The 26,982-nt window shown below is 47.5% G+C and carries 27 protein-coding genes; 19 read left to right on the top strand and 8 right to left on the bottom strand.

Annotated elements, in window-relative coordinates; all coding sequences use genetic code 11:
• Positions 1 to 63: 63 nt before the first annotated feature.
• On the top strand, positions 64 to 1,320 hold the full coding sequence (locus RIF25_RS06765; protein ID WP_322877788.1) for a DUF4912 domain-containing protein: 1,257 nt from the start codon (positions 64 to 66) through the stop codon (positions 1,318 to 1,320).
• Positions 1,321 to 1,939: 619 nt separating this feature from the next.
• Here the strand turns inward: RIF25_RS06765 and RIF25_RS06760 are convergent.
• Both RIF25_RS06760 and RIF25_RS06755 read right to left on the bottom strand, forming a co-directional pair.
• Complete coding sequence (locus RIF25_RS06760) at positions 1,940 to 3,016, bottom strand: anthranilate phosphoribosyltransferase family protein (RefSeq protein ID WP_322877787.1); 1,077 nt, start codon at positions 3,014 to 3,016, stop codon at positions 1,940 to 1,942.
• Between the two features lie 26 nt (positions 3,017 to 3,042).
• The gene (locus RIF25_RS06755) at positions 3,043 to 3,975 is read right to left on the bottom strand and encodes a LysR family transcriptional regulator (RefSeq protein WP_322877786.1); all 933 of its coding nucleotides are present in this window, start codon (positions 3,973 to 3,975) and stop codon (positions 3,043 to 3,045) included.
• Positions 3,976 to 4,265: 290 nt separating this feature from the next.
• Between RIF25_RS06755 and RIF25_RS06750 the strand changes: the two genes are divergently transcribed.
• The 5 genes from RIF25_RS06750 (at position 4,266) to RIF25_RS06730 (ending at position 10,727) form a co-directional block, all read left to right on the top strand.
• On the top strand, positions 4,266 to 5,819 hold the full coding sequence (locus RIF25_RS06750; RefSeq protein ID WP_322877785.1) for a ferredoxin--nitrite reductase: 1,554 nt from the start codon (positions 4,266 to 4,268) through the stop codon (positions 5,817 to 5,819).
• A gap of 112 nt (positions 5,820 to 5,931) precedes the next feature.
• Positions 5,932 to 7,452, top strand: a complete 1,521-nt coding sequence (locus RIF25_RS06745) for an MFS transporter (RefSeq protein WP_322877784.1) — start codon at positions 5,932 to 5,934, stop codon at positions 7,450 to 7,452.
• Positions 7,453 to 7,466: 14 nt separating this feature from the next.
• On the top strand, positions 7,467 to 9,941 hold the full coding sequence (locus tag RIF25_RS06740; protein WP_322877783.1) for a molybdopterin-dependent oxidoreductase: 2,475 nt from the start codon (positions 7,467 to 7,469) through the stop codon (positions 9,939 to 9,941).
• A 97-nt stretch (positions 9,942 to 10,038) separates the two neighbouring features.
• Positions 10,039 to 10,239 carry a type II toxin-antitoxin system PrlF family antitoxin gene (locus tag RIF25_RS06735; protein ID WP_322877782.1) on the top strand — a complete coding sequence of 67 codons (201 nt, stop codon included), beginning with the start codon at positions 10,039 to 10,041 and terminating at the stop codon, positions 10,237 to 10,239.
• 23 nt (positions 10,240 to 10,262) lie between these two features.
• Complete coding sequence (locus RIF25_RS06730) at positions 10,263 to 10,727, top strand: nitrate reductase associated protein (RefSeq protein ID WP_322877781.1); 465 nt, start codon at positions 10,263 to 10,265, stop codon at positions 10,725 to 10,727.
• Positions 10,728 to 10,753: 26 nt separating this feature from the next.
• Here the strand turns inward: RIF25_RS06730 and RIF25_RS06725 are convergent, their stop codons facing one another.
• The gene (locus RIF25_RS06725; protein ID WP_322877780.1) at positions 10,754 to 11,734 is read right to left on the bottom strand and encodes a pyridoxamine 5'-phosphate oxidase family protein; all 981 of its coding nucleotides are present in this window, start codon (positions 11,732 to 11,734) and stop codon (positions 10,754 to 10,756) included.
• Positions 11,735 to 11,982: 248 nt separating this feature from the next.
• Here RIF25_RS06725 and RIF25_RS06720 point away from each other — a divergent pair, with 248 nt between their 5' ends.
• From RIF25_RS06720 to RIF25_RS06685, 8 genes are all read left to right on the top strand, one after another.
• Positions 11,983 to 12,594 carry a ThaI family type II restriction endonuclease gene (locus tag RIF25_RS06720; RefSeq protein WP_322877779.1) on the top strand — a complete coding sequence of 204 codons (612 nt, stop codon included), beginning with the start codon at positions 11,983 to 11,985 and terminating at the stop codon, positions 12,592 to 12,594.
• Positions 12,595 to 12,610: 16 nt separating this feature from the next.
• On the top strand, positions 12,611 to 13,510 hold the full coding sequence (locus RIF25_RS06715) for a DNA-methyltransferase (protein ID WP_322877778.1): 900 nt from the start codon (positions 12,611 to 12,613) through the stop codon (positions 13,508 to 13,510).
• Positions 13,511 to 13,716: 206 nt separating this feature from the next.
• Positions 13,717 to 14,889, top strand: a complete 1,173-nt coding sequence (locus tag RIF25_RS06710) for a putative sulfate/molybdate transporter (RefSeq protein WP_322877777.1) — start codon at positions 13,717 to 13,719, stop codon at positions 14,887 to 14,889.
• Positions 14,877 to 16,070 carry a molybdopterin molybdotransferase MoeA gene (locus tag RIF25_RS06705; RefSeq protein ID WP_322877776.1) on the top strand — a complete coding sequence of 398 codons (1,194 nt, stop codon included), beginning with the start codon at positions 14,877 to 14,879 and terminating at the stop codon, positions 16,068 to 16,070. Before RIF25_RS06710 ends, RIF25_RS06705 begins: the two co-directional genes overlap by 13 nt.
• 6 nt (positions 16,071 to 16,076) lie before the next feature.
• A complete protein-coding gene (moaA, locus tag RIF25_RS06700) occupies positions 16,077 to 17,012 on the top strand; it encodes a GTP 3',8-cyclase MoaA (RefSeq protein ID WP_322877775.1) in 936 nt (311 codons plus the stop codon).
• Positions 17,013 to 18,062 (top strand): cyclic pyranopterin monophosphate synthase MoaC, encoded by a 1,050-nt coding sequence (gene moaC / locus RIF25_RS06695; protein WP_322877774.1) that lies wholly within the window; start codon positions 17,013 to 17,015, stop codon positions 18,060 to 18,062. It abuts the gene before it with no gap.
• Positions 18,049 to 18,291, top strand: coding sequence for a molybdopterin converting factor subunit 1 (gene moaD, locus RIF25_RS06690; RefSeq protein ID WP_322877773.1), 243 nt, complete (start codon positions 18,049 to 18,051; stop codon positions 18,289 to 18,291). The genes moaC and moaD overlap by 14 nt, the downstream gene beginning before the upstream one ends.
• A gap of 5 nt (positions 18,292 to 18,296) precedes the next feature.
• The gene (locus tag RIF25_RS06685; RefSeq protein WP_322877772.1) at positions 18,297 to 18,740 is read left to right on the top strand and encodes a molybdenum cofactor biosynthesis protein MoaE; all 444 of its coding nucleotides are present in this window, start codon (positions 18,297 to 18,299) and stop codon (positions 18,738 to 18,740) included.
• Between the two features lie 172 nt (positions 18,741 to 18,912).
• On the opposite strand, the gene RIF25_RS06680 is transcribed toward RIF25_RS06685, so the two are convergent.
• Positions 18,913 to 20,058: a beta-ketoacyl-ACP synthase gene (locus tag RIF25_RS06680; RefSeq protein WP_322877771.1), complete on the bottom strand. Its 1,146-nt coding sequence runs from the start codon at positions 20,056 to 20,058 to the stop codon at positions 18,913 to 18,915.
• Positions 20,059 to 20,155: 97 nt separating this feature from the next.
• Here RIF25_RS06680 and RIF25_RS06675 point away from each other — a divergent pair, with 97 nt between their 5' ends.
• Entirely contained in the window at positions 20,156 to 20,734 is a 579-nt protein-coding gene (locus RIF25_RS06675; protein WP_322877770.1) for a Uma2 family endonuclease, read from the top strand.
• Between the two features lie 218 nt (positions 20,735 to 20,952).
• Here the strand turns inward: RIF25_RS06675 and RIF25_RS06670 are convergent, their stop codons facing one another.
• The 4 genes from RIF25_RS06670 to RIF25_RS06655 form a co-directional block, all read right to left on the bottom strand.
• Positions 20,953 to 21,381, bottom strand: a complete 429-nt coding sequence (locus RIF25_RS06670) for a lasso peptide biosynthesis B2 protein (protein ID WP_322877769.1) — start codon at positions 21,379 to 21,381, stop codon at positions 20,953 to 20,955.
• Positions 21,382 to 21,562: 181 nt separating this feature from the next.
• Positions 21,563 to 21,721: a hypothetical protein gene (locus tag RIF25_RS06665; RefSeq protein WP_322877768.1), complete on the bottom strand. Its 159-nt coding sequence runs from the start codon at positions 21,719 to 21,721 to the stop codon at positions 21,563 to 21,565.
• A gap of 39 nt (positions 21,722 to 21,760) precedes the next feature.
• Complete coding sequence (locus RIF25_RS06660) at positions 21,761 to 21,922, bottom strand: hypothetical protein (RefSeq protein ID WP_322877767.1); 162 nt, start codon at positions 21,920 to 21,922, stop codon at positions 21,761 to 21,763.
• 119 nt (positions 21,923 to 22,041) lie between these two features.
• The gene (locus tag RIF25_RS06655) at positions 22,042 to 22,929 is read right to left on the bottom strand and encodes a hypothetical protein (RefSeq protein WP_322877766.1); all 888 of its coding nucleotides are present in this window, start codon (positions 22,927 to 22,929) and stop codon (positions 22,042 to 22,044) included.
• A 263-nt stretch (positions 22,930 to 23,192) separates the two neighbouring features.
• Here RIF25_RS06655 and RIF25_RS06650 point away from each other — a divergent pair, with 263 nt between their 5' ends.
• The 4 genes from RIF25_RS06650 to RIF25_RS06635 all read left to right on the top strand — a co-directional run bounded on the left by RIF25_RS06650 (position 23,193) and on the right by RIF25_RS06635 (position 26,917).
• Positions 23,193 to 24,203, top strand: coding sequence for a 2-hydroxyacid dehydrogenase (locus RIF25_RS06650; RefSeq protein WP_322877765.1), 1,011 nt, complete (start codon positions 23,193 to 23,195; stop codon positions 24,201 to 24,203).
• Positions 24,204 to 24,397: 194 nt separating this feature from the next.
• The gene (locus RIF25_RS06645; protein ID WP_322877764.1) at positions 24,398 to 24,661 is read left to right on the top strand and encodes a hypothetical protein; all 264 of its coding nucleotides are present in this window, start codon (positions 24,398 to 24,400) and stop codon (positions 24,659 to 24,661) included.
• Positions 24,662 to 24,740: 79 nt separating this feature from the next.
• Entirely contained in the window at positions 24,741 to 25,655 is a 915-nt protein-coding gene (locus RIF25_RS06640; protein WP_322877763.1) for an FHA domain-containing protein, read from the top strand.
• A 56-nt stretch (positions 25,656 to 25,711) separates the two neighbouring features.
• Entirely contained in the window at positions 25,712 to 26,917 is a 1,206-nt protein-coding gene (locus tag RIF25_RS06635; protein WP_407682351.1) for a class I SAM-dependent methyltransferase, read from the top strand.
• Positions 26,918 to 26,982 lie beyond the last annotated feature (65 nt).

Genomic DNA, 26,982 nt, shown 5'->3' with positions numbered 1-26,982 from the left:
AGATTTAATTCTTTTCCCTGCCCACTCATTCAGATCTGACCTCGGTTAATTAGGAGGTGTTAGATGCCAAAAGAACAACCCCCATTGGAAGACATGACATTACGCCAACTCCGGCGTGTGGCCAGCGAATTCCAAGTTTCTCGTTACAGTCGGATGCGTAAAGATCAGCTATTGGACGCGATCCGTGAAAAACAAGTCGTTGTTCCCGCCGCCACCCAACCTGTACCCCCGCGTTTGGAGTCTCAAGAAAAAGTGGAAGCTGCAAAATTTGATCTCGGGCCTGCTGTTGATTTAGATGACACCCTAGCCACTGTGGATGAGGGCCTGGGAGATTTACCGGCTGGATATGGTGAAAGTCGGATTGTCTTAATGCCCCGAGATCCCCAATGGGCCTATACCTACTGGGATATTCCTAATGAACACCGCGAAGATTTCCGGCGACAAGGGGGGCAGCAGCTAGCGTTACGGATTTATGATGCTACGAATGTTAATTTAGATAGCCAAATTCCCCACAGTGTCCAGGAATACCCCTGCGATGAACTGGCGCGGGAGTGGTATTTACCGATTCCGGTCAGTGATCGGGACTATGTGGTTGAAATTGGCTATCGGTGTGGGGATGGCCGCTGGTTGGCCTTGTCCCGTTCAGCCCCGGTGCGTGTGCCGCCGACCTACCCTTCTGATTGGATCTGGGATCAATTTATTACCGTGGATTGGGATATAGATTTACAGGGCAAAACTCTGTTCAATTTGGGCACTCCTGAATCTGTAGAAACTGAAGTACCCACCAGCCCAATTTACGACAGCATTTTCGGGATGGCGCAGGGAGTGGAAGCCCAACGGGTAGCTGGGTCTTTGTATGGTTCTATGCAAATGATTCCCTCCTCCGCTGAACTATTACCATCCCAGGCCATCAGTTCCTATGTTTTCCCCTCGGGTGTGGGTCTGTGGGCGGTTCCCAACGTCTCTGGCTTAACCATGTCAGGCGTGGGCTTCTCGGCCTCGGTTCCCCCTGTTAAACCCCGGCAGTTCTGGTTAGTGGCTGATGCGGAATTGATTGTCTATGGGGCGACTGAACCCGATGCCACAGTTACCATTGGTGGCAAAGTGATTGAACTCAGTCCTGATGGCACGTTCCGCTTCCAGATGTCCTTCCAAGATGGTCTGATTGACTTTCCTATTAAGGCTGTGGCGGCTGATGGCGAACAAAACCGGGAAATTCACATGAAATTCACTCGAGAAACCCCAGCCCGGCGGACGAATGCGAAGGCTGAAGCGGTGCAGGAGTGGTTTGTGGATGGGGAGTGGAAAGCCCCTGTCTAAGCCCTAACTCCTGAGCTTGTAGTCTAAAATTAAATACTTAAAGGCCTTGGATATCCAAGGTTTTTTTGTGACCTGAAAAACTTAGCCTGAAGTAACCCGTTATCATTGCAATTCAACCAAAGGAAATTCACAAATTTTCAACCTAAATTTTTCAATCTATAAGGAAGATATTCCCTATATTCTGATGGCGTTACGGGACATTATTAACCAGCAAGAGGCTGGTATAGCGTTACTCATTTAGGGTGAGATGGGGACAAGTCAGAAAATGCTTTATGAGCAGTCTTTTTGACATTTCTACTCTCTCAGAACAGTCTGCGTAACGCTATAATACCCAATTTCGGGAGCAGCACAATGCCTTTTTAGAGGTCTGTCGGCAGTTGATTAAGCCAGAAATTGAGATTTTTGATATTCATGAGATGTTGATTTAGCACATTCTCACAGAAGACATTTTTACGAATATTTTTCATGAGTCGCAGTTTCACCAAGAACATAATATGGTCTGAGAACTGTCGGAAATTATCAATACGTTTTTTACGCGCGCAACACGCAAGAATATGCTTAAGAGTATTAAATATTACGATGCGGTGATTCGGCGGAAATCTGAGAATATTGCTAATCATCATAAAGAGCAAAACTTCTGAAAATGAGTATCACAAACCTGCTTGAGGTATTTGAGCTGCTGCTTCACCTGACCAGAATCTAGCAATTTAGCCGCCTGTTGAATCCCTTCAGTCAAGTTTTCAAAATCATTATATTGCCAAAGATAAAAGCCACTATTCCAAAGAAGGGCTTGACGAAGTTGATTAAAGCGACCGTCTAAAACTGCTTCCATGGCGACTATTGAATCATTCAGATTGGCCCAGGCCGGGTTCTTCCCTCCTAAACCATAATCACTAGCGTGCAACCGCAACCGAGTGAGGGATGCTTCCCCATCAACAACAGAATATAAACCAATAATGGCGGTGCGTTCTTGGGGTAAATCACAACTGCCCTCCAGGCCCTTGACTGTTGTAAATTCCGTCACCCCTCTTAAGGTCAACGCCTCCTGGATCATGGTTTCTGTTGGCGGATGAACAAATCCAGCGACGACATGACAAGGGCCCGCATAGGGAGACCAAATCAATTCCAAGGTCGCTAAGGGGGGACGTTTACCAATTTGCTCGCGGTAGGGGACAAGGGCCTGGGCCTGGGGAAAATGAGTCGGTAAATAAACAAATCCCAGGTTTGTAGCTTCTAAAATCTGCTGTATCTGAGCTAGAGAACAGCCTGACCAATCTACGCCCAGGCCCCGCCACAGATCAATCAGCGGTATTCCCTCTTTTGTGGGCATCCGCTCGCCCCCATGTTGCAAGACCGGACAACCAGCCGCCGCCAAAACCAACGCTGTCAGGATACTCAACGGAATGGTGCGATCCCGGCCATCATAGGGTTGACTTAAAATCACCACGGGTTGTGCAGAATTGATAGCAGGGACTTTGGGGCCAAGCTGCTCGTAAGCATCCAACATTCCGGCTAATTCTGCCCCCGTCGGCCGCTTAATTCGGTGGGCAATCAAAAATGCCCCAATCTGGGCCGGAGTCGCCGCTTGGGTGAGCATCATTGTCATGGCCTGGGCCGCTTCAGCACGGGTTAAATCTTTACTCGTATGAGCACCACTGCCAATTTTTTTTAATAACTCCCGAAACGCTCGACTCATGATGTTCTCAAAATAATTGACTAAGATTAGACTGCTAAAAGCTGAGGTGTGCTTCCTAACTTTTCAGTGATTAGATGAAAGAAGTCCGCAATCGGGGAAATATTGAGTCGATCAATGGTCGTCACAACCATGACTTGCCGCTGTAAAATAATGCCCTCAGATGAGTTTTGATTGTGAAAATAATGGACGACTAAGGCAGGATTTTTGGCAGCATCCACTAACATTGACTCTGGCAACAAGGCTAACATTTGACTCGAACCGACAACTGTATTAAACGCATCCGGAGTATTCAATTCTAAGGCCGCCATTAACGGGGTGTTGCGCCGCATAAATTCATCTTCAACTAATCGCCGCATCCCATAACCATCCTTAAAAACCACATGAGGATAGGCTGCTACCTGCTCCCAAGTGATAGTTGTTTTTTTAACTAACGGATGATTCGCCGCCATTAACAGGCCAATGGGTTCCTCAAACAGGGGCTGGACAACAAATTCGGCTGTGTTGGCTAAACTGCGATTACCCATCACAATCGCTACATCCACCAGGCCATCCCGCAATACCTTCAAGGCCCGATCACTCCCCAACGCGGTCACTCGTAATTGCACCTGGGGATAGTGTTGACAAAATCGAGGTAGTAACGGAGGTAATACCGTTGCGCAAACGGAATGAATAGCGGCCACACAGAGTTCAGTTTGTTTGCCCTGATGAAATTCATTCAGTTCTTGATTGGCGGTTTGCCACTCTTGCCAAATTTTACGGGCCCGCTTGAGAAATATTGTTCCTGATACGGTGAGTTTGGCCTGGGTACTGCGATGAAATAAACAGGTTGCCAGTTCCGTTTCTAAGGCTTGAATTTGCCGACTGATGGTTGATTGATTGACACCACATTCGAGGGCCGCTTGTTGAAAACTCCCCCGTTCCGCCACCACCAAGAAGGCCTGCAATTGCTCTAAGCGCATGGGCAAAATTGTGACTCCTGAGGCTGTCGGCAAGATTTCATTGGATTGAAGGCTGACTTAGGGATTAAACCGTAGCGGATTTCTCGATGGAATTTGGTAAAATAAGATACATTCCTTTGATGCAAGCCTTCTGATTCTGATCGATAAAATGTATTATTAACAACACTATGCAAAGGACGCATGACTGACATGATGATATTGCATTGATGCCAAGAAAATGTAGTTTAAGTTACAAAACCCTCCTGAAATAAATTCATACAGTGACGGCTATTGTGACCTAGCGATCAATCGTGGCTAATAAATTTGAGACCGTCAAAGCAACTAAGGATGGCCTGGCAGTCCAGAGCGAATTGGAGCATTTTGCTGCCATTGGTTGGGAGAATATTCCCGAAGATGACCGGGATTTGCGCTTGAAATGGCTGGGCATCTTTTTTCGCCCCGTCACCCCCGGCCAATTTATGCTGCGGCTACGCATCCCCCACGGGATTTTGACCAGTGACCAACTCCAGACCATCGGTGAAATTGTCCAACGCTATGGTGACAGTGGCAGTGGCGATATTACCACCCGGCAAAACCTGCAAATTCGGGGGATTCGGATTGAGGATATTCCCGCTATTTTTGAGCGACTCCAGGCCTGTGGCTTAACCACGATTCAATCGGGCATGGACAATGTCCGCAACATTACCGGCTCGCCTGTAGCGGGGATTGAGCGGGATGAATTGATTGATACTCGCCCTCTGGTGGCCCAACTCCAGGCCATGATTACCAATAACGGTCAAGGCAACTCGGAGTTTAGTAACCTGCCCCGCAAATTTAACATTGCCCTCGAAGGCGGTCGGGATAATTCCGTCCATGCCGAAATCAACGATATTGCCTTTATCCCCGCCTACCGACAAGGAATCTTAGGATTTAACGTCTTGGTGGGTGGCTTTTTCTCGGCCCGACGCTGTGAGGCAGCCGTTCCGTTAGATGCTTGGGTGACTCCGGATCAGGCCGTGCTTGATCTGTGTCGGGCAATTTTGGAACTGTTTCGGGATCACGGGCCGCGGACTAATCGGCAAAAATCCCGCTTGATGTGGTTGATTGACCAGTGGGGCCTGGAAAAATTTCGTCAAGAAGTTGCCGCTAAATTAACCTTTCCCCTCCTCAATGCCGCTCCTGAGGATGAAATTAACTGGGACAAGCGAGATCATTTAGGGGTCTATCCGCAAAAACAGCCGGGATTGAACTATGTCGGCCTTCATATTCCCGTGGGGCGGCTCTATGCCTCTGATTTTCTGGAACTGGGGCGAATTGCCCAAACCTATGGCAACGGAGAAGTCCGGCTGACCGTTGAACAAAATTTTATTCTCACCCATGTTCCCGATGCTCAACTCCCTGGCCTGTTAGCCGAACCCATTCTCAAACGCTTTGGTATTGATCCATCGCCATTGCAGCGTTCCCTTGTGTCTTGTACTGGGGCCCAGTTTTGCAATTTTGCCTTGATCGAGACCAAAAATCGGGCCCTGGCCATGAGTGCCGCCTTAGAAGCAGAACTGGAGCTATCTCGGCCCGTGCGGATCCATTGGACTGGCTGCCCCAACTCCTGTGGCCAACCCCAAGTGGCAGATATTGGCCTGATGGGCACCAAAGTTCGGCGCAATGGCGAAACCGTGGATGGGGTGGATCTCTACCTCGGCGGCAAAGTGGGCAAAGATGCTCAGTTGGGAACCTGTGTCCGCAAAGGCATTCCCTGCGATGAACTCCAGGCCATATTAACCGAGTTGTTAATTGAACGGTTTCAGGCTCGGCCCCGCGCCCCGACTGCAAACAACCCCTCTAATCCGATGTTGGTTTTGGTTTAAGCCATCCAGACCAGCCACTGACTCTGCCCCCAAGGCGTAGGATTCCTTGCGCAGGGCTTGATGCGGCCATTTTTTCTGATTTCTCAGTTATTAAATATCCAGGAATGATTCTATGTTGCACCCGATTTTATCCTTTCGAGACCGATACCGTATCCTGCATTTAACTTGGTTTGCCTTTTTCCTGACCTTTGTTGTTTGGTTTAACTTTGCCCCCTTAGCGACGATGGTGCAGGAAGATTTGGGCTTAAGCACCGGCCAAATTCGCACCCTGGCCATTTGTAATGTCGCCTTGACGGTTCCGGCCCGGATCATCATTGGCATGGTCTTAGATCGGTTTGGCCCCAAGATTACCTACAGTTGTTTGTTGGTGTTTTCGGCGATTCCCTGTTTCATGTTTGCCATGGCCAATGACTTTAGCTGGTTGGTGATGAGTCGCTTGCTCTTGAGCATTGTCGGGGCCGGGTTTGTGATTGGGATTCGGATGGTGGCTGAGTGGTTTCCGCCCAAAGAAATTGGTTTTGCGGAAGGCGTTTATGGCGGTTGGGGAAACTTTGGTTCGGCGGCGGCGGCCTTTACCTTGCCCTCAATTGCCTTGGGCCTCTCATTTTTATCCGGTGGTCAAGGAAACTGGCGGCTCACCATTGCGTTGACGGGGATTGCTGCGGCGATCTACGGCGTGATTTACTTCTTCTCGGCCCAAGACACCCCAACGGGCAAAACCTATCAAAAACCAAGTCGGCATGGTGGCCTGGAAGTAACCAGTGTCCGGGACTTTTGGTTAATGTTGGTCTGCAATATCCCCTTAGTCGGTGTGCTGGGATTACTGGCCTGGCGGTTAGAAAAAATTGGCTTGATTAATATGGGATTTATGGAACTCATTTGGCTGGGCCTGGTGGTGCTGTATGGGTTCCAGGCCTACAAATGTTGGGATGTAAATCGGGCCTTATTTACGGAAAAGAGACAATACCCAGCCAGCGACCGCTATCGGTTTAACCAAGTTGCGTTATTGAACTTGACCTATTTTGTTAACTTTGGTTCAGAGTTGGCCGTCGTTTCCATGTTGCCAGCCTTTTTTGAACTCACCTTTAGTCTGTCTAAGTCCCATGCCGGGATGATTGCCGCCAGCTATGCCTTTATGAATTTGATGGCCCGGCCGGGTGGGGGAATTATTTCGGATCGGCTTGGCAGTCGTAAATGGACAATGTCTGTGTTGACGGGGGGCATGGGCATCGGCTATTTGGTCATGGCCGGACAAAATAGTGGTTCCTGGCTGCCGTTTGCAATTTTGGTAACGATGGCGTGTTCCTTCTTTGTCCAGGCCGGGGAGGGTTCTACCTTTGCGATTGTGCCATTGATTAAACGTCGGGTGACGGGGCAGATTGCCGGAAATGTCGGGGCCTATGGCAATGTTGGGGCAGTGTGTTATCTGACGCTCTATAGCTTGTTACCGGAAGGGGCAGCGGGCAATCAAATTTTCTTCCAAACCCTCGGTGTAACCGCCTTAATTGTCACATTCCTCTGTGCCTTCTTCTTGAAAGAACCCAAAGGCTCCTTTGCTAGTCACCATGAAGGGGAAGAGTTAGCCCTAGGCCTGGAAGCAGATTCCGTAGTTTTAACCCATTCTTCTGATTAGGGAACTGTAAGAAGATGAATGACTTCCCGACCCAGGCCACCTTGGCAGTCCAAACGCCGCCGCACCTCTGTTATTACCGCAATGCCACTGAAGAATTACAGGTAATCCGGTTAGTGCAGGATGGGGCCTGGGAGCGGGTGATCTTCCCCGGACAACAAACCTTGTTTTGGGCCAATCCAGATGATGAAGTTAAGGTTTACCATCAAGCCCAGCCCCACCAAATTGCCGAGGTCATTCCCTGTCAACAGCTTTTAGTCCGAGAGACTCAATCATCATCTAGGGCGAATAAGCCAGACCCAATTAACCCCCCAACTAATGTTTCAACGCTTTGCCCCTACTGTGGTGTCGGTTGTGGCCTGGAAGCGGTTCCAAATGCTCAATCTGCCACAGGCTATAAAGTCCGAGGCGATCGGGAGCATCCATCGAGTCAGGGGATGATTTGTGTCAAAGGGGCAACCATTCTCGAATCTGTGGATCAACAGCGATTGCTCTATCCCCTATGGCGAGAACGTTTGGATCAACCCTTTCAACGGATTAGTTGGGATACAGCCCTGGATCTGATTGTCAAACGGATGCAAACGGTACGGTTTACCCAAGGGGCTGATGGCATCTGTATGTATGGTTCGGGGCAGTTCCAAACTGAAGACTATTATGTGGCCCAAAAGTTGCTCAAGGGTTGTTTAGGAACCAATAATTTTGATGCCAATTCCCGGCTCTGTATGTCTTCGGCGGTGGCGGCTTACATTAACAGCTTTGGCTCCGATGGCCCTCCTTGTTGTTATGACGATTTAGAATTAACTGACTGTGCCTTTTTAATTGGGACAAATACGGCGGAATGTCATCCGATTGTCTTTAATCGGCTCCGTAAGCATCATAAATTTAATCCCAAGGTGAAGCTGATTGTCATCGATCCCCGCTGCACACCCACAGCCGAGGTCGCGGATTTACATCTCGCGATTAACCCTGGCACCGATATTGATTTGCTCCACGGCATGGGGCATTTGCTGTTAAAGTGGCGGCTGATTGATGCGGAATTTATCGATGAATGTACCCAAGGGTTTGCCCAATATATTCAGGTGGTGGCAGACTATCCCCCGGAAACTGTAGCAGCCCGCTGTGGGATTACGGTAACTGACCTGGAAAAAGCCGCTCGGTATTGGGGCCATGCCAAGGCGGTATTATCTCTCTGGTCAATGGGAATCAATCAATCCTCGGAAGGAACCGCTAAAGCCCGCAGTTTAATTAATCTTCATTTATTGACGGGGCAGATTGGCCGGCCGGGGAGTGGGCCATTTTCCTTGACGGGGCAACCCAATGCTATGGGCGGGCGAGAAGCGGGCGGACTATCCCATTTGTTACCGGGGTATCGGCTGGTCAAAAATCCCCAACATCGGCAAGAACTAGAAGAATTTTGGCAACTACCCCCCGGACAAATTTCCTCGATGCCTGGCCGTTCTGTGTGGGAAATGATTCGGGGCCTGGAAGCAGGAGAGGTGGGCTGTTTATGGATTGCGGCGACAAATCCGGCGGTGAGTTTACCCGATTTAGAACGGACAAAGGCCGCCTTACTACGCTCTTCCTTTACGATTTATCAAGATGCCTATTTCCCTACCGAAACCGCTGCCTATGCCCACTTAGTTTTGCCCGCCGCCCAGTGGAGTGAAAAAACAGGAACCATGACCAACTCGGAACGGCGAGTCACCCTATGCCCAAAGTTTAGAGAGCCTCCCGGATCAGCCCGGCCAGATTGGGAGATTTTTGCCGAGGTGGGGCGGCGGTTGGGCTTTGCGGATAAATTTAATTTTCCTGATGCGGCGGCTGTCTATGCTGAGTTTGTCCAGTTAACCCAAGGACGTGTTTGTGATCAATCAGGCATCAGTCATCAACGCCTCCAAGAACTCGGCCCGCTGCAATGGCCCTGTGGTGTGAATGCCAGTGATGAAACAGCCCAAGAAACGAAGCGACTATATACAGATTTCCGATTTTTAACACCCAATCATCGGGCTAAGTTCGCTCTTGAACATTCTCGGGGCCTGGCAGAACCAGTAGATTTAGAGTATCCCTTTGTTTTAACCACCGGGCGACTCTATGGCCATTGGCATACGCAAACCCGCACCGGACATATTGCCAAGATTACCAAAATGCATCCCAGGCCCCAACTGGAAATTCATCCCCGTGATGCCAAACAACTGGGACTGAAACCTGATGATCTGGTCGAAATTAAATCTCGCCGGGGTGGGGCCTGTTTACCGGTGCTAATTACCAAAGCAATTACGCCTGGAACTGTTTTTATGCCGATGCACTGGGGCTTTCTCTGGGGTGACAATACCGAAGTGAACGCCTTAACCCATCCCGAAGCCTGTCCAATTTCCTTAGAACCTGAACTCAAAGCCTGTGCCGTGCAACTGATTCCGGTCAATCAGCAAACTCAGCCACCTAAACTCCAAGTCCCCGTTCGACAAGACAATGCACTGGCATTACATACATAATAGAAATGAAAATTTCCTCTTGATCTTTATCATAGAAAACCTTGCGTTTGCAAAACAAATCCCTTGCAATTAACCTAATTTCATAAACAATAATCTAATGACACTACTGGAATCTTCTGACTCTAATCAGGGCGATACGTCATCCATTGAAGCATTTCTCAATTTCCTTGCCAAAGACATTGATCAACACCCTGAGCATATTCGAGAAGTTAACTCTGATCTCGTAGCTTATGTTCGTGTATTAGTTAAAGACGTTACCGTAGAATTAGATTTACCATTATCAGATGAAGATGAGTAAACTTGATTTTTGATTAGTAATTTATGTTTTTTCACTTTGAAACCGACTTTGTTGATTCCCTGCGTTGTATTCCGATGGTGGTGCGCTATCGGTTGGATAGTTGTGGGGTGAAGCTGAAGTTAAATCATTGGCATCAGTTTTCAATGACCCAACGACAATATCTGATTGATTGTCCGTTTGATTCCCCAGAAGACATTACAGCTTATGCCGAAAAACTCCAGGCCTGGGTAACCGCCTACACAGGAACGCCTGCCAAAACCTTAGAAATTCCTGAAAACCCGGCCTGGTTCAACACTGAAGAAATTCCTGCCCAAGTGACTGTTGAATTTATCGCTAAAACGGGTTGTGAGTCTTTTCCACGCTTGGCCTGGGCCCAGTTAACCCCATTACAACGCTTTGCCCTGATTAAATTGAGTCAACCAGGCCATGAGAATCGTAACTTCTTACCCGCCCTACAAGAGTTTGGCATCCTTGCTAAAAATGACTAATTTGTACTCTTTAGTATGAAGTTTAATCAATCCTTTACCTCTGGTGTCATCCACGGCCCTGTATCCCGTAAAAAAGGTGAAAAGTCTGGCTCTGACCAACGTACAGGTAAGGTATTTTTGCCGTAATAGCCCGCCTCAAGCTCAAACCGGAGTAACCGCTCGGCTCCTTCATAGGCTGTAATTTCTTCGCCTTCCCAAATCACCCAGGCCCGGCCTGTCAGATAAAGCAAATCACCCCCGATAAAATCAATAAAAATCAAGCCTGCTCTAGAGTTTAACTCCAGGTTGCCAAAGGTATTGAACTGGAGGTTGCCGGAAAAGTCAGGAATGGTGAGCGTATGCCCCTCAATCTTGACAAACCCTGGTTTACCGCCCCGATGAGACACATCCACACCCCGACCTCGCCCGGCAGAGTCATCCTGATAGGCCGTGGCAATGAAAAACGTATCGGCTGCTTGAATCAGGGTTTGCTCGGGTATGCCCAGGCCCTGGATGGAACGGACTGATGCGGCCGAATTGGAGTCACGATCCACAAATTCAACCATCCGGGCCTGGATGTACTGGGGGCAATTCCCAAAACTCTGGCCCACTTCCACAACAAAGTGATCGGGATAAACTGCTTTGACCGCCCCATTCAAGCGATTGCGCCGCCGACTGTGGAGTTCAATCCCGAGAAAACCAAGATCAACCCCGGTCGCAAGGTTTTGAATCAAGGGGTCTCCCGGCCAAAGCTGAGTTGAAACCACCAAGGTGCGTTCATCTGGAGTAGAAAGAAACCCTGGCTGGCCCACCAGAATTGAGGCCCAAGGCCTGGCTGTGGCATCCACCGAACCGACAATCACATAGGGCAGCTGCTGGAAAAATTGCCGATGCTGTTCCGGTAAATAATCGCGGATAATTCGCCGCCCTTGTTTATCAATACGCTCCCGGACACCCAAGCGAGTTTGAATCGCCAATTCACCCGGATGAAACGGGGATTCAGGATAGGCCCAGCCAGAGTTTGCCATCAGGTTTCTCTCCTAGATATTTAGAGGTTACAGTTCTACAAACCAGCCATGGGGAGATAACCCAGTAGTTGTTTTACCCGTGCAATCCAGGCCTGGACATGAATGTAAGGGGTTAAATCAATTTTGCCATCTACCACTATTCATCACCACATCAGTCGTTTACCTGTTTTCCATGAAGTTGGGTGCCTAGTGAGCATCATTACCCGTCACGATTTGACACAGGCTTTAAAGACTTAAATAATATAGCCATGAACATCACAGAAATTTTTGCAGATAAGGTATTAAAATTAAAGATACAGAAGGAACTCCCAGAGCTTTTCTATCTTGCAGAACTCGAATGTTCAAGAGCGGGAAAAATAGGCATGGAAGTAGGATCAGTAAGAGAGAAAGTATTAATTGCCTTATTGATTTATAAATTCGACATCAAAAACATTACAACTGATAAAATTACTGAACCAGAGATAGATGTTAAGTTATCCGATAATCCAATTTCTATCAAAACAATTACAGGTAACTCATTTTCAGGAGTCAAGCTAATTTGGACAGTTGATTGGGATAAAGTAATTGAGTTTAGCCAAACATACAGACCAGCTTGTGACATTTTACCAGTACAAATTCATTGGGATGCCCAAGGAGCTTTATATCTAATTCCAAGATCAATTCAAGAAAATATTATTCAGAAACTTGGCATTAATCAATATTTAAAGTTACCAAAGCAAAGTACAAATCCAAGGGGAGTAGAAATTTCTCAAGAAGCTCTTAAAATTCTTGTATCAAACCCTCAGGCAAGCTCAATACCCATCTTTTGGAAGCGGAATCAAATAAATTTCGATCCCTATGCAAGATGGCTTGAACTTTAGGGAGGAAGTTTGATTTATGAAAAAAGGAACAAAAACAAGTGCTTTTGGAACTAGCTCTCGGATTAGTCATGATGCTTCAGATTATTACGACTCTAAGCTATACCAAGACTTAAATATCTCAAGCACAACTCAACCAAACGGAGATCATGAATTTCCGGAGATTTATTTAAATCAAATTATTAACCATAGTTCTGAAGCTATGACTGAGCTACCTGATAGTTGCTTACACTTAATGATTACATCGCCACCCTATAACGTTAGTAAAACCTATGATTCAGATTTGTCATTGACTGAATATTTGGATTTACTTAGAAATGTTTTTCAGGAAACCTATCGAGTTTTAGTCCATGGTGGCCGAGCCTGTATTAATGTTGCCAATCTAGGACGGAAACCCTATATTCCTTTGTCTGATTATATTTCTCAAATAATGATTGAAATTGGCTTTCTCATGCGAGGAGAAATTATCTGGCAAAAAGGCGCTGGGGCTGGTGTTTCTATGGCCTGGGGTAGCTGGCAGTCGGCTTCAAATCCAGTCTTGCGAGATACACATGAATATATTTTGGTGTTTTCTAAAGGCACTTTTGAACGGAAAAGGCAGAATCGAGAAAATACAATCACAAAAGAGCAATTTATGGACTGGACGAAATCCGTTTGGACAATGAATCCAGAATCAGCCAAGAAAATAGGTCATCCCGCACCCTTTCCCGTTGAATTACCATTTCGTTTGATTCAACTTTACAGTTATAAGAACGATGTTGTTCTTGATCCTTTTATTGGAAGTGGTTCTACAGCAATTTCGGCAATTAATACTAAACGTCACTTCGTTGGCTATGAATTAGATAAGAGCTATGTTGAGCTAGCAAATAATCGAATTGAACCACTTTTAACTCAAAAAAATATAGAGTTTATTTCGTGATATTGTCGTTTGTTATCTCTTCAAGATTGGCAAGGATATTAAACTGGAGATTAAGATAAAAGAAGGTTAAATGATTATAAAGGTGGGAAAGAGGATTTAAGTAAAGTTATAGAGTGGCCGTTTATTCGAGATTGCAGCATCTCGCGGTTATCTTACAAACTTGGCTTTGACTACACCTGATATTTCAATACTTGACTAAGTATCCTATGCAGTATCCCCGGCTTCGATTTAATTGGCAAGAGTTCAGTGGCAGTTTTGGTGATATTGGCACCGATTTACCGTTGTTGATTGGGTTGATCACCGTTGCCCACTTGAGCAGTGCCAATGTATTTACCCTGTTTGGCCTGGGACAAGTTCTTTCCGGGGTGATCTATGGTTTGCCGATGCCGCTGCAACCGTTGAAAGCCATGGCCGTAATTGTCATGACACAAAAGCTATCGGGGCAGACGTTATGGGCGGGGGGATTTTTAATTGCGCTGATTATGCTGGTGTTGAGCCTTTCCGGGGCATTATCTTGGCTGGCCCGAGTGATTCCGTTGCCCGTGGTGCGGGGCTGTCAGTTTGGCCTGGGGTTATCATTAGCCTCTTTAGCCTTAAAAACCTATATTCCTGAGGGCAATACCTGGGGTTATCTCCTGGCTGGCCTGGGCTTTTTAATTCTGGTGGCGTTACCGAAACAAAAGGGAATTCCCGCCGGATTAGTCGTTGTCGGATTAGGCTTGCTTTATGCCTGTAGCGTTGGGTTACCCTGGTCAAAAATCGCTCTAGGGATTCACTGGCAAACACCGGAATTTCAAACCATAGACCCCGCGGCTCTCCTCCCAGGCCTGTTTTTGTTAGCCTTACCTCAACTGCCCTTGTCTATTTCCAATGCCGTGATTGCCACGCAACAAACCGCCGAAGATTTATTTCCGGAAAAACCGTTGAGCATTCGCCAGATCGGGTTGACCTATGGCCTGGTGAATTTAATTGTGCCGTTTTTTGGCGGTGTACCTGTGTGTCATGGCTGCGGGGGCCTGGTGGGGCATTATGCCTTAGGCGCAAGAACCGGCGGGGCAGTGGTGATCTATGGTGGGCTGTATTTAATTGTCGGGCTGCTCTTTAGTGCCGTATTTAATGATGTCTTGGGAATTTTCCCGATGCCGATTTTGGGGGTCATTCTCCTATTTGAGGCCTGGGGGTTGCTGAGTTTAATTGGGGATCAGGTGCAAGAGTCTCAAGATTGGATGATTGCCTTGTTGGTGGCGGTGATTGCGTTTAGTGTCCCCCAAGGTTTTTTGATTAGTACGGTTGTGGGTACGGGGCTGTATTACTTGGGACAATATACGCCGTTAAATCTCCAAAAAGTTAAACAGGAATCGCCCCCATGCCAGCCTTGATTAGCGTCGAAACCGCTGTGGAACGGATCAAAACCCACTTACCGGATTGGGGTGAAGAATCAGTTGATCTTGAACAGGTACGGTCAGGAATTTTGGCTGAACCCATTACCGCTGATCGAGCTTATCCGGCTGCCCACCGGATCATGATGGATGGCATTGCCCTGGCCTGGGAGTCTTATAATCACGATCAACGGGCATTTAAAATCTTAGGAACGATTGCGGCGGGTGAACCGAAACGAACATTAACCGACCCATTGGCCTGTTACGAAATCATGACCGGGGCGGTCTTACCCGATGGCTGTGATGTGGTCATACCCTATGAAGACATTCAGATTAGCTCTGAGGGGGAGTTACGGATTGCTGAAATTGTCCATGACCAGGCCTGGCAACGGATGGCAAATATTCATCCCCAAGGCAGCGATTTTAATTTAAGTGAGGTGTTACTCAGGCCTGGGGTGGTCTTAAATGGGCCGGCCTGGGGAATTTTAGCTTCTGTTGGAAAAGCTCAGGTAATAATCAAACGCCTGCCCCGCATCCAAATTACCGCCACCGGCCAAGAGTTAATTCCCGTCCACCAGCCCCCCCAACCCCATCAAGTCCGTATTTCCAACCCCTATGCCCTCAAAGCCTCCTTAATTAGTCATGGGTTTCCCGACGTTGATCTCGATTATGTTGCCGATGATCCAGAGTTAATGACGGCCCATTTCCAACAGCAAACCGTGAATTATGATCTATTGATTTACTGTGGTGGTGTTTCTAAAGGTAAGTTTGATTATTTACCCACGGTTTGGAGTCAGGCTGGTGTTAAAAACTATATTCATGGTGTAGCTCAACGGCCGGGGAAACCGCTCTGGTTTGGGGTCGATCATATGCATCAAACAGCGGTATTTGGTTTGCCGGGTAATCCGGTTTCGAGTTTAGTTTGTTTACACCGCTATATCCTCCAGCAGCGACCCATGTTTGCCCAATTAACCACTGATTTTGAATTTACCAAACCCCTAACTTATTTCTTACCGGTGCAATCCCATGTCAGTTCGGATGCCCGGATTTTAGCCACACCTCATCCCATGAAAAATTCTGGTGATTTTATGGCCTTAGCTCCTACCGATGGCTTTGTGGAATTACCAGCAGATCGCGCAATCTTTAAGGCAGGTGAATCATTTCCGTTCTTTCCTTGGTAAATCGCAATGTTGGTTGATAGTTATGGTCGCCGGATTCGGAAGCTGCGGGTTTCACTCACGGATCAGTGTAATTTGCGCTGTCATTACTGCATGCCGATTAATGCAGAGTTTATGGAGGTGAACCGCTATCTCACACCGAAAGAATATGGAGAAATTATTGCTGAGTTAGTCACCCTGGGCCTGGAAGAAGTTCGCTTAACCGGAGGAGAACCGCTTTTGCGCCAGGCCCTGCCCGAAATCTTAACTACTATTAGCCGTTGTAGTCTGAAAAAAATATCTTTGACAACCAATGGCATCCTTTTACATCGCTATTTAGAACTTCTGCAACAGCATCACATTTTAGATTTGAACATTAGTTTAGATAGTTTGAAACCAGAAATTTTTACTCAAATCACCCACGGCCGTAATCTGAGCCAAATTCAAACCAACATTACCTTAGCCAAGCAACAGGGCTTTCGGATTAAAATCAATACAGTCATGATGCGAGGCGTTAATGATCTTGAACTCTTTAATTTTGTCGAATATGCTAAATCAGAAAATATCGAAATCCGGTTTTTAGAACTCATGCGAATTGGCCAAGCCTGTCAACAACAACAGGATCAATTTATTCCAGCCCAAGAACTGATAGATCGCCTTAAAACGAGATATACACTCCAGGCCCAGGCCATGCCCCTTGACTCTACGGCCTTTAACTTTATAACTGAGTGTGGGGCCAGAATTGGTTTTATTGCTTCAGAATCTCAACCCTTTTGTGGTCATTGTTCCCGCTGGCGACTGTCCGCTGATGGCATTTTACGGGCCTGTTTGCTCAAAACTGATGGCCTGGAAATCCGGGAATTGAATCATGAGCAACGATTAGCGGCCTATGAACAACTTTTAGGAATGAAACCCTACCTAAGACCAATGGAAGTGACCCATCTCATGCACCAAATTGGAGGCTAAATGCTGAGTCATATTGATATTAACAATCAGCCAACTATGGTAGATATTAGCGAGAAATTGGATTCTCAACGGCGAGCTGTAGCCCAAACCTTGATACAATTACCGCCTTCCCTCAAACCCTATTTACACGGGGAAGAATTAATCCTCAAAAAAGGGCCAGTCATTCAAACGGCAATCATTGCTGGCACAATGGCGGTCAAAAAAACCAGTGACCTGATTCCCTTTTGCCATCAAATCCCCATTGAGTCCTGTAAATTTGAGATTGAGATTGATCCAACCCTCATGGTGATAATTACCTGTGAAGTTAAAACTCACTATAAAACTGGCGTGGAAATGGAGGCCCTATGTGGCGCGTCTGTGGCGGCATTAACAATTTATGATATGTGCAAAGCGGTTTCCCCTCAGATAACCATCTCCCAAACCAAGCTTTTAACTAAAACCGGGGGTAAATCAACCTTTAAACGAGTCCCGCAACCCCTCTATGGCCTGGTGCTAACTGGGGGGAAAAGTAAACGGATGCAACAAGATAAAGCACTGTTGAAATATCATGATCAACCCCATGCTAAGTACATTTATAATCTCTTAAATAACTACTGTGAACAGGTCTATCTTTCGGCTCGCAAAGGGCAATGGCAACATACGGAATTAGCTGCTTTACCGACTCTGATAGATCACTATGATGACATGGGGCCTCTGGGGGGAATTTTAACTGCTTTGGAAACGCACCCTGATGCAAATTGGTTGATCATGGCCTGTGATTTAGCCTATGTGAACACTGGTACGATTGAAAAGTTAATGGAAAATTATCATGATCATGTGGTTGCTACCTGTTATCAAAACCCAGAGCATGGTTTTCCTGAACCCCTTTGCGCCCTCTATACGCCCCAGGCCCTGCAACAATTTCAACGGGCCAAAACAGCCAAAATTTATTGTCCAGTAAAGGTGCTGCAAATGAGTGATTGTTACTTTATTACCCCAGGCCTGGCCCAAGAACTCGACAACATTAACACTCCCGATGAATATCAACGAGTCCGCCATGCACACAATTAAAATTCGTTATTTTGCCGCCTTACAAGAGCAAGCCCAACTGAGCGAAGAAACGGTGAAAACTGACTTGAAAACCTATGGTGAACTCTATGAATTCTTGTCCGATCGGCATCAGTTTTCTCTGCCCTTAAGTCAGGTTCAAGTTGCCGTTAATGATCATTTTTCTCAACTGACCGACCAAATTACCGACCAGGCCCAGGTTGTCTTTATTCCCCCGGTTGCTGGAGGTTAGGATTTGTGACATTTACCATTAGTTTAGCTTCGATTGATTCAGATAGTTTGCAAGCAAGTTTAATTAATTCCCAGGCCGGGGCTTTAGTTACTTTTCAAGGTTGGGTTCGCAATCATAATCAAGGCAAAAAGGTCACCTCCTTAGAATATCAGGTCTATCCTGAACTAGCGATCAATGAAGGATTAAAAATCTTAGCCGAAGCTACCGGGAAATTTGACTTACATGGAGCCGTGGCCTGTCATCGCTATGGACATTTAGAGATTGGAGAAATTGCGGTTTGGGTGGGGACAACTGCCAGCCATCGCCAGGCCGCCTTTGCCGGAACCGAATACATCATTACGCAAATTAAGACTCGTTTACCTATTTGGAAAAAGGAACATTATCAAGATTATCCGGCAGTTTGGGTCAATTGTTTAGATCATGAACATTCACTTAACTCCCCTCCCTAAAAAGAGAGACAGATCAATTAGGATTAGCTGGACTCTTTCATTCATTTTGCTAGCGTGGAGGGCTGGTTTCAAGGTAAATAACTTTTTCCGATTTTTATCTCAAAGTGCGCTATGGTCAATCTGCCAATGAGGTCTGGATTCTGTCATCTCTCTCTTCAAGCTCACCCAACAGTCATCGCCCCAGGCCAATCACCGCATTTTGCCCCCCAAATCCATAACTACAGCAAAGAATCTTCTCTAAGGGCCGGGCCTGGAGGCTGGTGATAAAGTTCAAATCAAACGCCGGATTTCTTAAACCAACCGTTGGAAATAGGACGTGATCCCGGAGAGAAAGCAGGGAAAATACGGTGGCCATGGCTCCAGCAGCTCCGAGGGTGTGGCCTGTAGATCCTTTACTGGCACTAATGGGGACATCAGGGCAAAGCTGCTGAATCCATTGAGCTTCGGCTTGATCGTTGAGTCGGGTGCCAGTGCCGTGGGCGTGAATATGATCAATTTCGGTAGCCGAAAGACGGGCCTGGGTCAAACAGGTTTTAACGGCAGATAGCATTCCCCTGGCCTGGTGATCTGGTGCTGTTAAATACAGTCCATCGGCGGTCAACCCCACCCCAAGAATCTGACCATAAATTTTGGCCTGGCGTGCAATGGCTGAGGCTTGGGTTTCCAAGAGCAGTAATGCCCCCCCTTCCCCTAAGGCAAATCCTTGGCGTTGGCGATCAAAGGGATGCACTCCGGTTTGACATAAGGCCCCCATCTGCCTAAAACCAGCTAAGGTCAGCGGAGTAATCGGTGTTTCCACGGCCCCCACAATCACTTGCTGACATTGACCCGATTTAATTAATAATATCCCGTGGGCAATGGCCCAAATCCCCGTTGCACAGGCAGCCGTTGGTGAGAGAACAGGGGCTTGGGTTTGGAGCTTAGTGGCCACACTCAAGGCTAAGGATTGGGGTAAAGATGCCCACCAGGCCCCAAGGTCTAAATCATGCCCCCCTTGATGGCGTAACCGTAACCAGGCTTCCCATTGGTATTGCAGGCCGCGACTAGAGCCAATCACAATTCCGCAATGGGGTAAAGGGGGGCAGAGGTTGGTATCGGTGAGGAGGGCCTGGAGAAGTTGATCCAGGAGGGTTAAGCAACCGGTTGGCTGGCGGTGAATCAGTCCCAGGGGTAAGGGGGGGTGTTCAGGATAGGGTTGTTGAACCTGCAAGCCAGATTGTCCCAAGCAAAGTCGCTGCCAAGATCCCTCCGCAGAATGTCCTAAGGCAGAAACTAAACTGATCCCCGTGACAACGATGGGGGCTTGGGAGGAAGGCAAAAGACAAAAGTAATATTTTTGAAGAAACTGAATTAACTATAACATTGGCTCAGGTTTTAGAGTAGAACTAGAATCATCCTGCAATGGGGCATCTGTGATGACCGCCTTTACTCTAGATTTGAGTCCACTCCCCCACTATACCGATGAGCAATTTGAAAAACTCTGCCAGGCCAACCCTGATCTCAAATTTGAACGGACAAGCCGAGGAGAATTAGTGATTGTGGCTCCAACAGGGGGAATCAGCGGATGTCGTAATGCTGACTTGATGATTGATATTGGGAATTGGAATCGGCGGGCTCAATTAGGGGTAGTGTTCGATTCTTCCACCTGTTTTCGATTTCCCAATGGGGCGATGCGCTCTCCCGATGTGGCCTGGATTAGAACTGAGCGTTGGCAAAGTCTTAGCATAGAGCAACAGCAAAAATTTCCCCCCATTGCCCCGGATTTTGTTTTGGAACTACGCTCGTTCAGTGATGGACTAGTCATGCTCCAGGCCAAGATGCAGGAATATCTCGATAATGGGGTGCGCTTAGGGTGGCTCATTGATCCGCTGAATCGGTCTGTGGAGGTTTACCGGCCTGGGAGTTCCGTAGAGGTGTTAGAAGCTCCAGCAACGATATCTGATACAGAGGTTTTACCGGGATTAAGTCTTGGCCTGGCCTGGTTATGGGGATAGGGAGCTTTCATCCCTTCTATAACGTTACTCATTTAGGATGAGACGGGGACAAGTCAGAAAATACTTGATGGGCAGTTTTTTTGACATTTCTACTCTCTCAGAACAGACTGCGTAATGCTATATAGTTGAGTGACAATCAGGCCATGGCGATAACTCATCATCATTACCTCTAGGCTTTAGGTGCTGACCGACTCCTGTTTAAGCCGCAAGGGGGCGTTTTATAAAAGGGGCTTAAAGCGATCTAAATTCGGTAATTGCCCAATTACAACCGCCTGCTGATGGGTAATCCAGGCATGGGCTGCAAGTTTTTTCTGCTCATCTAACATTACCCCCACACAGAGCCGGGCTTCATAGCCATAGGTTTGTAACAGGGTTTGAGCCGCCAAGGCCTGGGTCAGACAGGTGGCTTTTGGAATACGTCTGGCGGTAATTTTGATGCTCCAGATCAGCTTTTTGAGGGGAATTGATTGCAATGGGACAGATTTATGCAGCCGTTGACTGAGAAAATCTGGAAACCGCCGTAATCGAGCAAAGGGCAAAAACCACAATCCCAAACGAAACCCCAACACTAAAACACTAGCACTTAGGACTAATAGTCGATCAGCAACAGACCATTTTAGCCAAGTTTTGATGAGTTTAGAGATCATTGAAGGTGAGCTAACAACTGGAACCAGGAAAATGATTTCATTTAAGAATCTCTACGACTTGGCAATCAACCAGGCCATGTGATTTAGCTAGATATTCAGGTCTTCAAGATGAGCATAACTGTTGCAGAGATAGTTGTCTATTCTTATCAAGTTTCACCCTAATATGGCTTGAAAGGCCAATCTAACTACCCAGATTATCAAAATCTGCTCCATCATTTTCCCCTGCAAGAGTCATATTGGATAGATGACCAAAAAACTCTAACTGAGGAGGGCTGTAGAATTTGCATTGTCTGGTTTTAGCTTCTTTTTCCTGAGCCTGAATATTCTGAGGCTGTGACATGAAAGCTCCGGTAAAGGTCAATTCAAGAGAGAGTCTTAACTAGCTGGCTGCTGTCCGGCCCCGAAAGACATCAACAATCGAAATAGCTTGAGTTAACGAATGTAAATTGCCAAAAAACTCTAGCTTTGGGGTTTTGTAACGCTTGCGTGGGGCCTGGCTATTTTCCTCTGGGGATGCTGTACTGACTTGCGATTCCGACATCACTCAAAACTCCTAGAAATCAAGACTGGATGATATAAACTTACCTAAAATTGATGCGAAGTAGTCAGGTTACTCTCAAGCTGAATCAGGGGCCTCTACCCAAAGTTAAGGCAGCAGGGTTAATAATGGCGAGCCTCCAGGCCTTGGATCACCTCCTCCATATATTCAAACTGCCTGGGGCGATTCAAGCGATAGAGGGGAATCTGCTGTAAGACCTGCCCAATGAGTCGGAACTGCGTAGGGTTTTCACCTAAGACCGGGATCGCTGGGGCAATATAGCGATGACAGGTTAACTCAAAAAAAGCATTTTGCCCCAACAGTGGTTCGATGGAAACAGTATCGGCTGCGGTGAGAACATAAAGGGCCGTGAGAGGAACAGCCTCCTGGCAAAATCCCGCCTCTAAGCGGTGTATCTTTTTCGTGATGCCAGTAAATAAATTGGGTAGGCGGTTTAGACTGAATCCTAATGCGGACACCGTATCTGGCCAGAGGCGAATATGGGGATATCCCGGAATAACCACGGGTGGCCCGGCTGGACTAGGTTGGACTAACACCTTATCATCGGCAACCAACGAATAGCCCCGCTGGTAAAGGAAAGACGTGAGAGTGGACTTACCTTGACCGCTGGCTCCCATAAACGCAACTGCCCCAGACCCCATGACCACACAACTAGCATGGAGAACTAGATGCCCTCGCACATAGAGCAGTGCCCCGAATACTGGCCCCAACAAAAACGCCCGAATTAGGTCTTCCTGAGCTTCTGGTAGGGGGTCAAGCCAAATTTCTCGGGCCTGGTGAATCTGGAACAACCCCACATTGGGATAAAAATGAAACAGATCGGGGCTATCTGGGGCAGAATATGTGCGCGGACGGGCGGCTAGCTCCTGAATGGGGTGTTGGACTGGGGCATATTTGATTGTGATATCGGGTGGGGCCTGGGTTGGTAATAATTCGGGTAAGGCCAACTCCGAAGCAATATTCAGGTGATACGCCGTATAGAAATACACTGAGCAAATAGAAGTTAAAATCTCTTTAATCCTACAGTCCTAGGCCGGCATCTCTGAAGGGTTCTCTAATGCGGTGCCATATTCCTTGATGTTTTAGGTATAGCCTTACCGATTGAGGGTTAGGCATGATCCCATCAGAAAAACAACTGCTGCTCAATAGCTTGGCGATTTCTACTTGCTTAAACCAGCCTGTGTAACGCTATGCTTGGTAATTTTGTCTAGGATGGCAGAGACTTAGCTGATGTTTTTGCCGGAGTAAGCTGATGCGTGTTGCTGTCTTTAATACCAAACCCTATGACGAGAAATTTTTAACAGCGGCCAACCAAACCCTACCCCCAGCCGAAGCCCACGAACTCGAGTTTTTTGAGAGTAACCTCCGGCCTGGAACAACGGCCCTTGCCGCCGGATTTCCCTGTGTCTGTATTTTTGTTAACGATTATCTGAATCGCCAGGCCCTCGAACGCTTAAAACAGGGGGGAACCACTCTGATCGCCTTACGCAGTGCTGGATTTAATCATGTGGATTTAGCGGCGGCGGCCGAATTGGGCATGACGGTGGTGCGAGTCCCCGCTTATTCCCCCTATGCGGTGGCTGAACATACGGTGGGCTTAATTCTTGCCTTAAATCGCCACATCCATCGAGCCTTTAACCGAGTCCGAGAGGGAAATTTTGCCCTGAATGGCCTAATGGGGTTTGATCTCCATGGCACAACCGTTGGGATTGTTGGGACGGGAAAAATTGGTTTAATTGTAGCCCAAATTTTAGGACAGGGTTTTGGGTGTCATATTCTGGCCTATGACCTCTATCCCAACCCGGAACTCGAAACCATCGGCGGGCGTTATGTGGATATTCTCTCGCTTGCAGCCCAGGCCGATATAATTGCTCTCCACTGTCCCTTAACCCCAGAAACCCATCATCTGATTGATGCAAAAGCCATTGAATATATGAAACCGGGAGTGATGATTGTCAATACCAGCCGGGGAGCTTTGATTGATGCCGCAGCCATGATTGGGGGCTTAAAATCTGGCAAAATTGGCTACCTGGGCCTAGATGTCTATGAGGGCGAGGAAGAACTCTTTTTTGAAGATTTTTCCAACGAGGTGATTCATGATGATGTCTTTCAACGGTTGTTGACCTTTCCCAATGTGTTGATCACGGGGCACCAGGCCTTTTTCACCCGGAATGCGATGGTCAGTATTGCCGAAACCACGCTCCAGAATATTAGTGATCTTGAACAGGGGCGGGCCTGTGCCAACGTGGTGACAACCTCGTAATGGAAAACGCTCATTCCCTTGGCTTGCGGACAGACCCTATCCGGGCGGGGGGGATTACTGCAATTCCTTAACATTGAGTGGTTACTTGATCTAAATTGATAGGATAGTTAATTAATCCCTATTGTTTTGGCTAAATGAAGTCATCCTGGATATTAGTTGAGTGTCTATGAATTCTGGGTTTGCGGTGATCATGTATGTCTGAGGTATGGTCTTGGTTAGCCTGGTTGCAGCCCCTCTTGACTCCCCTATGTTTTCTAGTTGCTTGGTCATTTTTAGGACTCCTGGCCTGGAATGCTTGGCAATTTTGGCAAGAGGGGATGCTGGTTGCCAAGCGAATGCACCAAATTCCCTGTAGTCAATGCCGGTTTTTCTGCGCTGACTACCGTTTGAAGTGTGCGCTTCATCCCCACCAGGCCGCGACAGAATCGGCTATTTATTGTGTTGACTTTCAAAAATAAGGGGTGGCGGATCTGCTGCTCCGGTTCCTGCTTGATGTTGATGACTTGCCCCCCTTGAATAGTTGGTTGTTGACCCATTGTGCCTAGAAACTTTCCCCAATTAGTCGTTTATACCAATGGCGGTCATTATGTTGCTCCCCTTGATCAAGGCACGGCCTGGACTTTGGGGCGGGGTAAAGACTGTCAAGTAGTTTTGTCTGATCGCTGGATCTCTCGCCGCCATGCCTTGGTACAAAGACTCGAAAATGGTGATTACTATCTCATCGATCTCGGTAGTCGCAATGGCTGCACTCTCAATAACAGCAAAATCACAGTCCCAACACTCCTGAAAACAGGTGACCGCATTGCCTTGGGTAAAACCTTTGTCGAATTTCGGGCAGCCCAGGCCCAAACCACCATTCCGCCCCAAGCCGACAGCCCAATTGATACCTTACCGGATGCCGCAAAAATTCGGCCAGTGGTTTTGATTATCCAGGAATACACGAACCAAAGTCATCTCTGGCGCGATTTACTGGTATCTCAGGATATTAATGTCATTGTTGAGTCCGGTAAAATTAATGTCCGCCAAGTCCTTCAGGATTTTATGGTGATGGTGCAGTCTCATCCGGGCATTGTCATGTTGGATACGCGGGCTGAACTTCCCGATGTCAGCCATCTTTTACGCTGGTGCTATCAACAATCACCCCAACTCAGAATTATTTTGATTGATAGCCATGACCGTATTGTTTCCGCCGAGAAAAGAAACTGGGCCCGTCAACAACGAGTCTTAGGGTGTTTACCAGCCTTACCTGAGGATAATTTCACGGTCTATAGTGCCGAGATTGAGCAAATGATGAAGCAAATTTTACGAGTCTTGGCCTGGGGGCCGGTGCGGCGGGAAAAATTAGCCACTACGCTTTTAGATTTACAAATGGCTGTGATTTCCGATGACACCCCCTCCCAATGGTTAGGCGAATTTGTCGTCAGTCCGGGAAATGTCCAGCATCCCTCTTAGATCGGTTAGTTTAATATCATGCTTCGTATAGATTAAATAGGTGAATAGCTGCGATGATGGCTGATCCAGTAACTGCTGCGGTTCAAAAGCTCTACGATACCTATCCCTTTCCGCCAGAGCCACTTTCGGATCAACCGCCTCCCGGTTATAACTGGCGCTGGAGTTGGCCGGCTGCCTATAGTTTCTGTACTGGACGCACCCCCACAACCAATGCAATTAAAATTCTTGATGCGGGCTGTGGCACAGGGGTTGGAACTGAATATCTGGCCTATCTCAATCCCAAAGCCCAGATTACGGCCGTTGACTTAAGCCAAGGCGCGCTCACCATTGCCCAGGAACGGATTCATCGCCTGGGAGCTAAGAATGTTACCCTTCACCAGGCCAGCCTGTTAGATGATGCCCTCGATCTGTCTGGTCCGTTTGACTTAATTAATTGCGTGGGGGTTTTACATCATTTACGGGATCCGGCTCGGGGCCTGGCTAACCTGGCGAAACAATTGGGGCCGGGGGGGATTTTTCATATCTTTGTCTATGGGGAACTGGGCCGCTGGGAAATTAAACTCATGCAGGAAGCGATTCAGATTCTCCAAGGGGATCAACGGGGTGACTATACCGATGGGGTGCAACTGGGCCGGCAAATATTTGCCGTATTACCGGAGCAAAACCGCCTCAAACAACGGGAAACTGAACGCTGGGCGATGGAAAATATCCGCGATGAATGCTTTGCCGATATGTATGTGCATCCCCAGGAAGTTGACTATACCATTCCCTCTTTGTTTGCCTGGTTAGAGACTACGGATCTGGAGTTTCTTGGTTTTTCTAATCCGGCGATTTGGCGACTGGAGCGGGTCTTGGGTGACAATCCTGAATTACTTGAACGGGCCGCCCATCTCTCTCCAAAAGAAAGATATCGCCTGATTGAATTATTAGACCCCAGTAGCATTACCCATTATGAATTTTTCCTCGGCCGCCCACCGTTACCAGACCATACCTGGACAGAACCCACTGATCTGTTAGGGGCCATGCCCACTTTGCATCCCTGTATTGATGGCTGGCCGGGTAACTGTCTCTTTAACAGCTTTTACGAACTCATTCACCTAACCGATGGGGAAGTGGCGTTTCTCCAGGCCTGTCAAGAAAACCAAACCCAATCTGTGCAAGCACTCCTTCCCTCCAGCAGCCTGACTCTGGCCGAAGTCTATTCCCTCTGGCAACGACAACTGATTCTTCTCACACCCGATGCTGGATCGACTAAGGAATAATGCAACCTGCTATCTTAGTTTGGGGTTGTTGGGGCTAACCTCAAGGCACCTCAATCATCCTCACG

The organism is Pseudocalidococcus azoricus BACA0444 (assembly GCF_031729055.1).
In the GTDB taxonomy this organism is placed as follows: Bacteria; Cyanobacteriota; Cyanobacteriia; order Thermosynechococcales; family Thermosynechococcaceae; genus Pseudocalidococcus; species Pseudocalidococcus azoricus.
The sequence above is the reverse complement of the archived record's forward strand: the minus strand, read 5'-3'. Positions and strand labels throughout refer to the sequence as shown.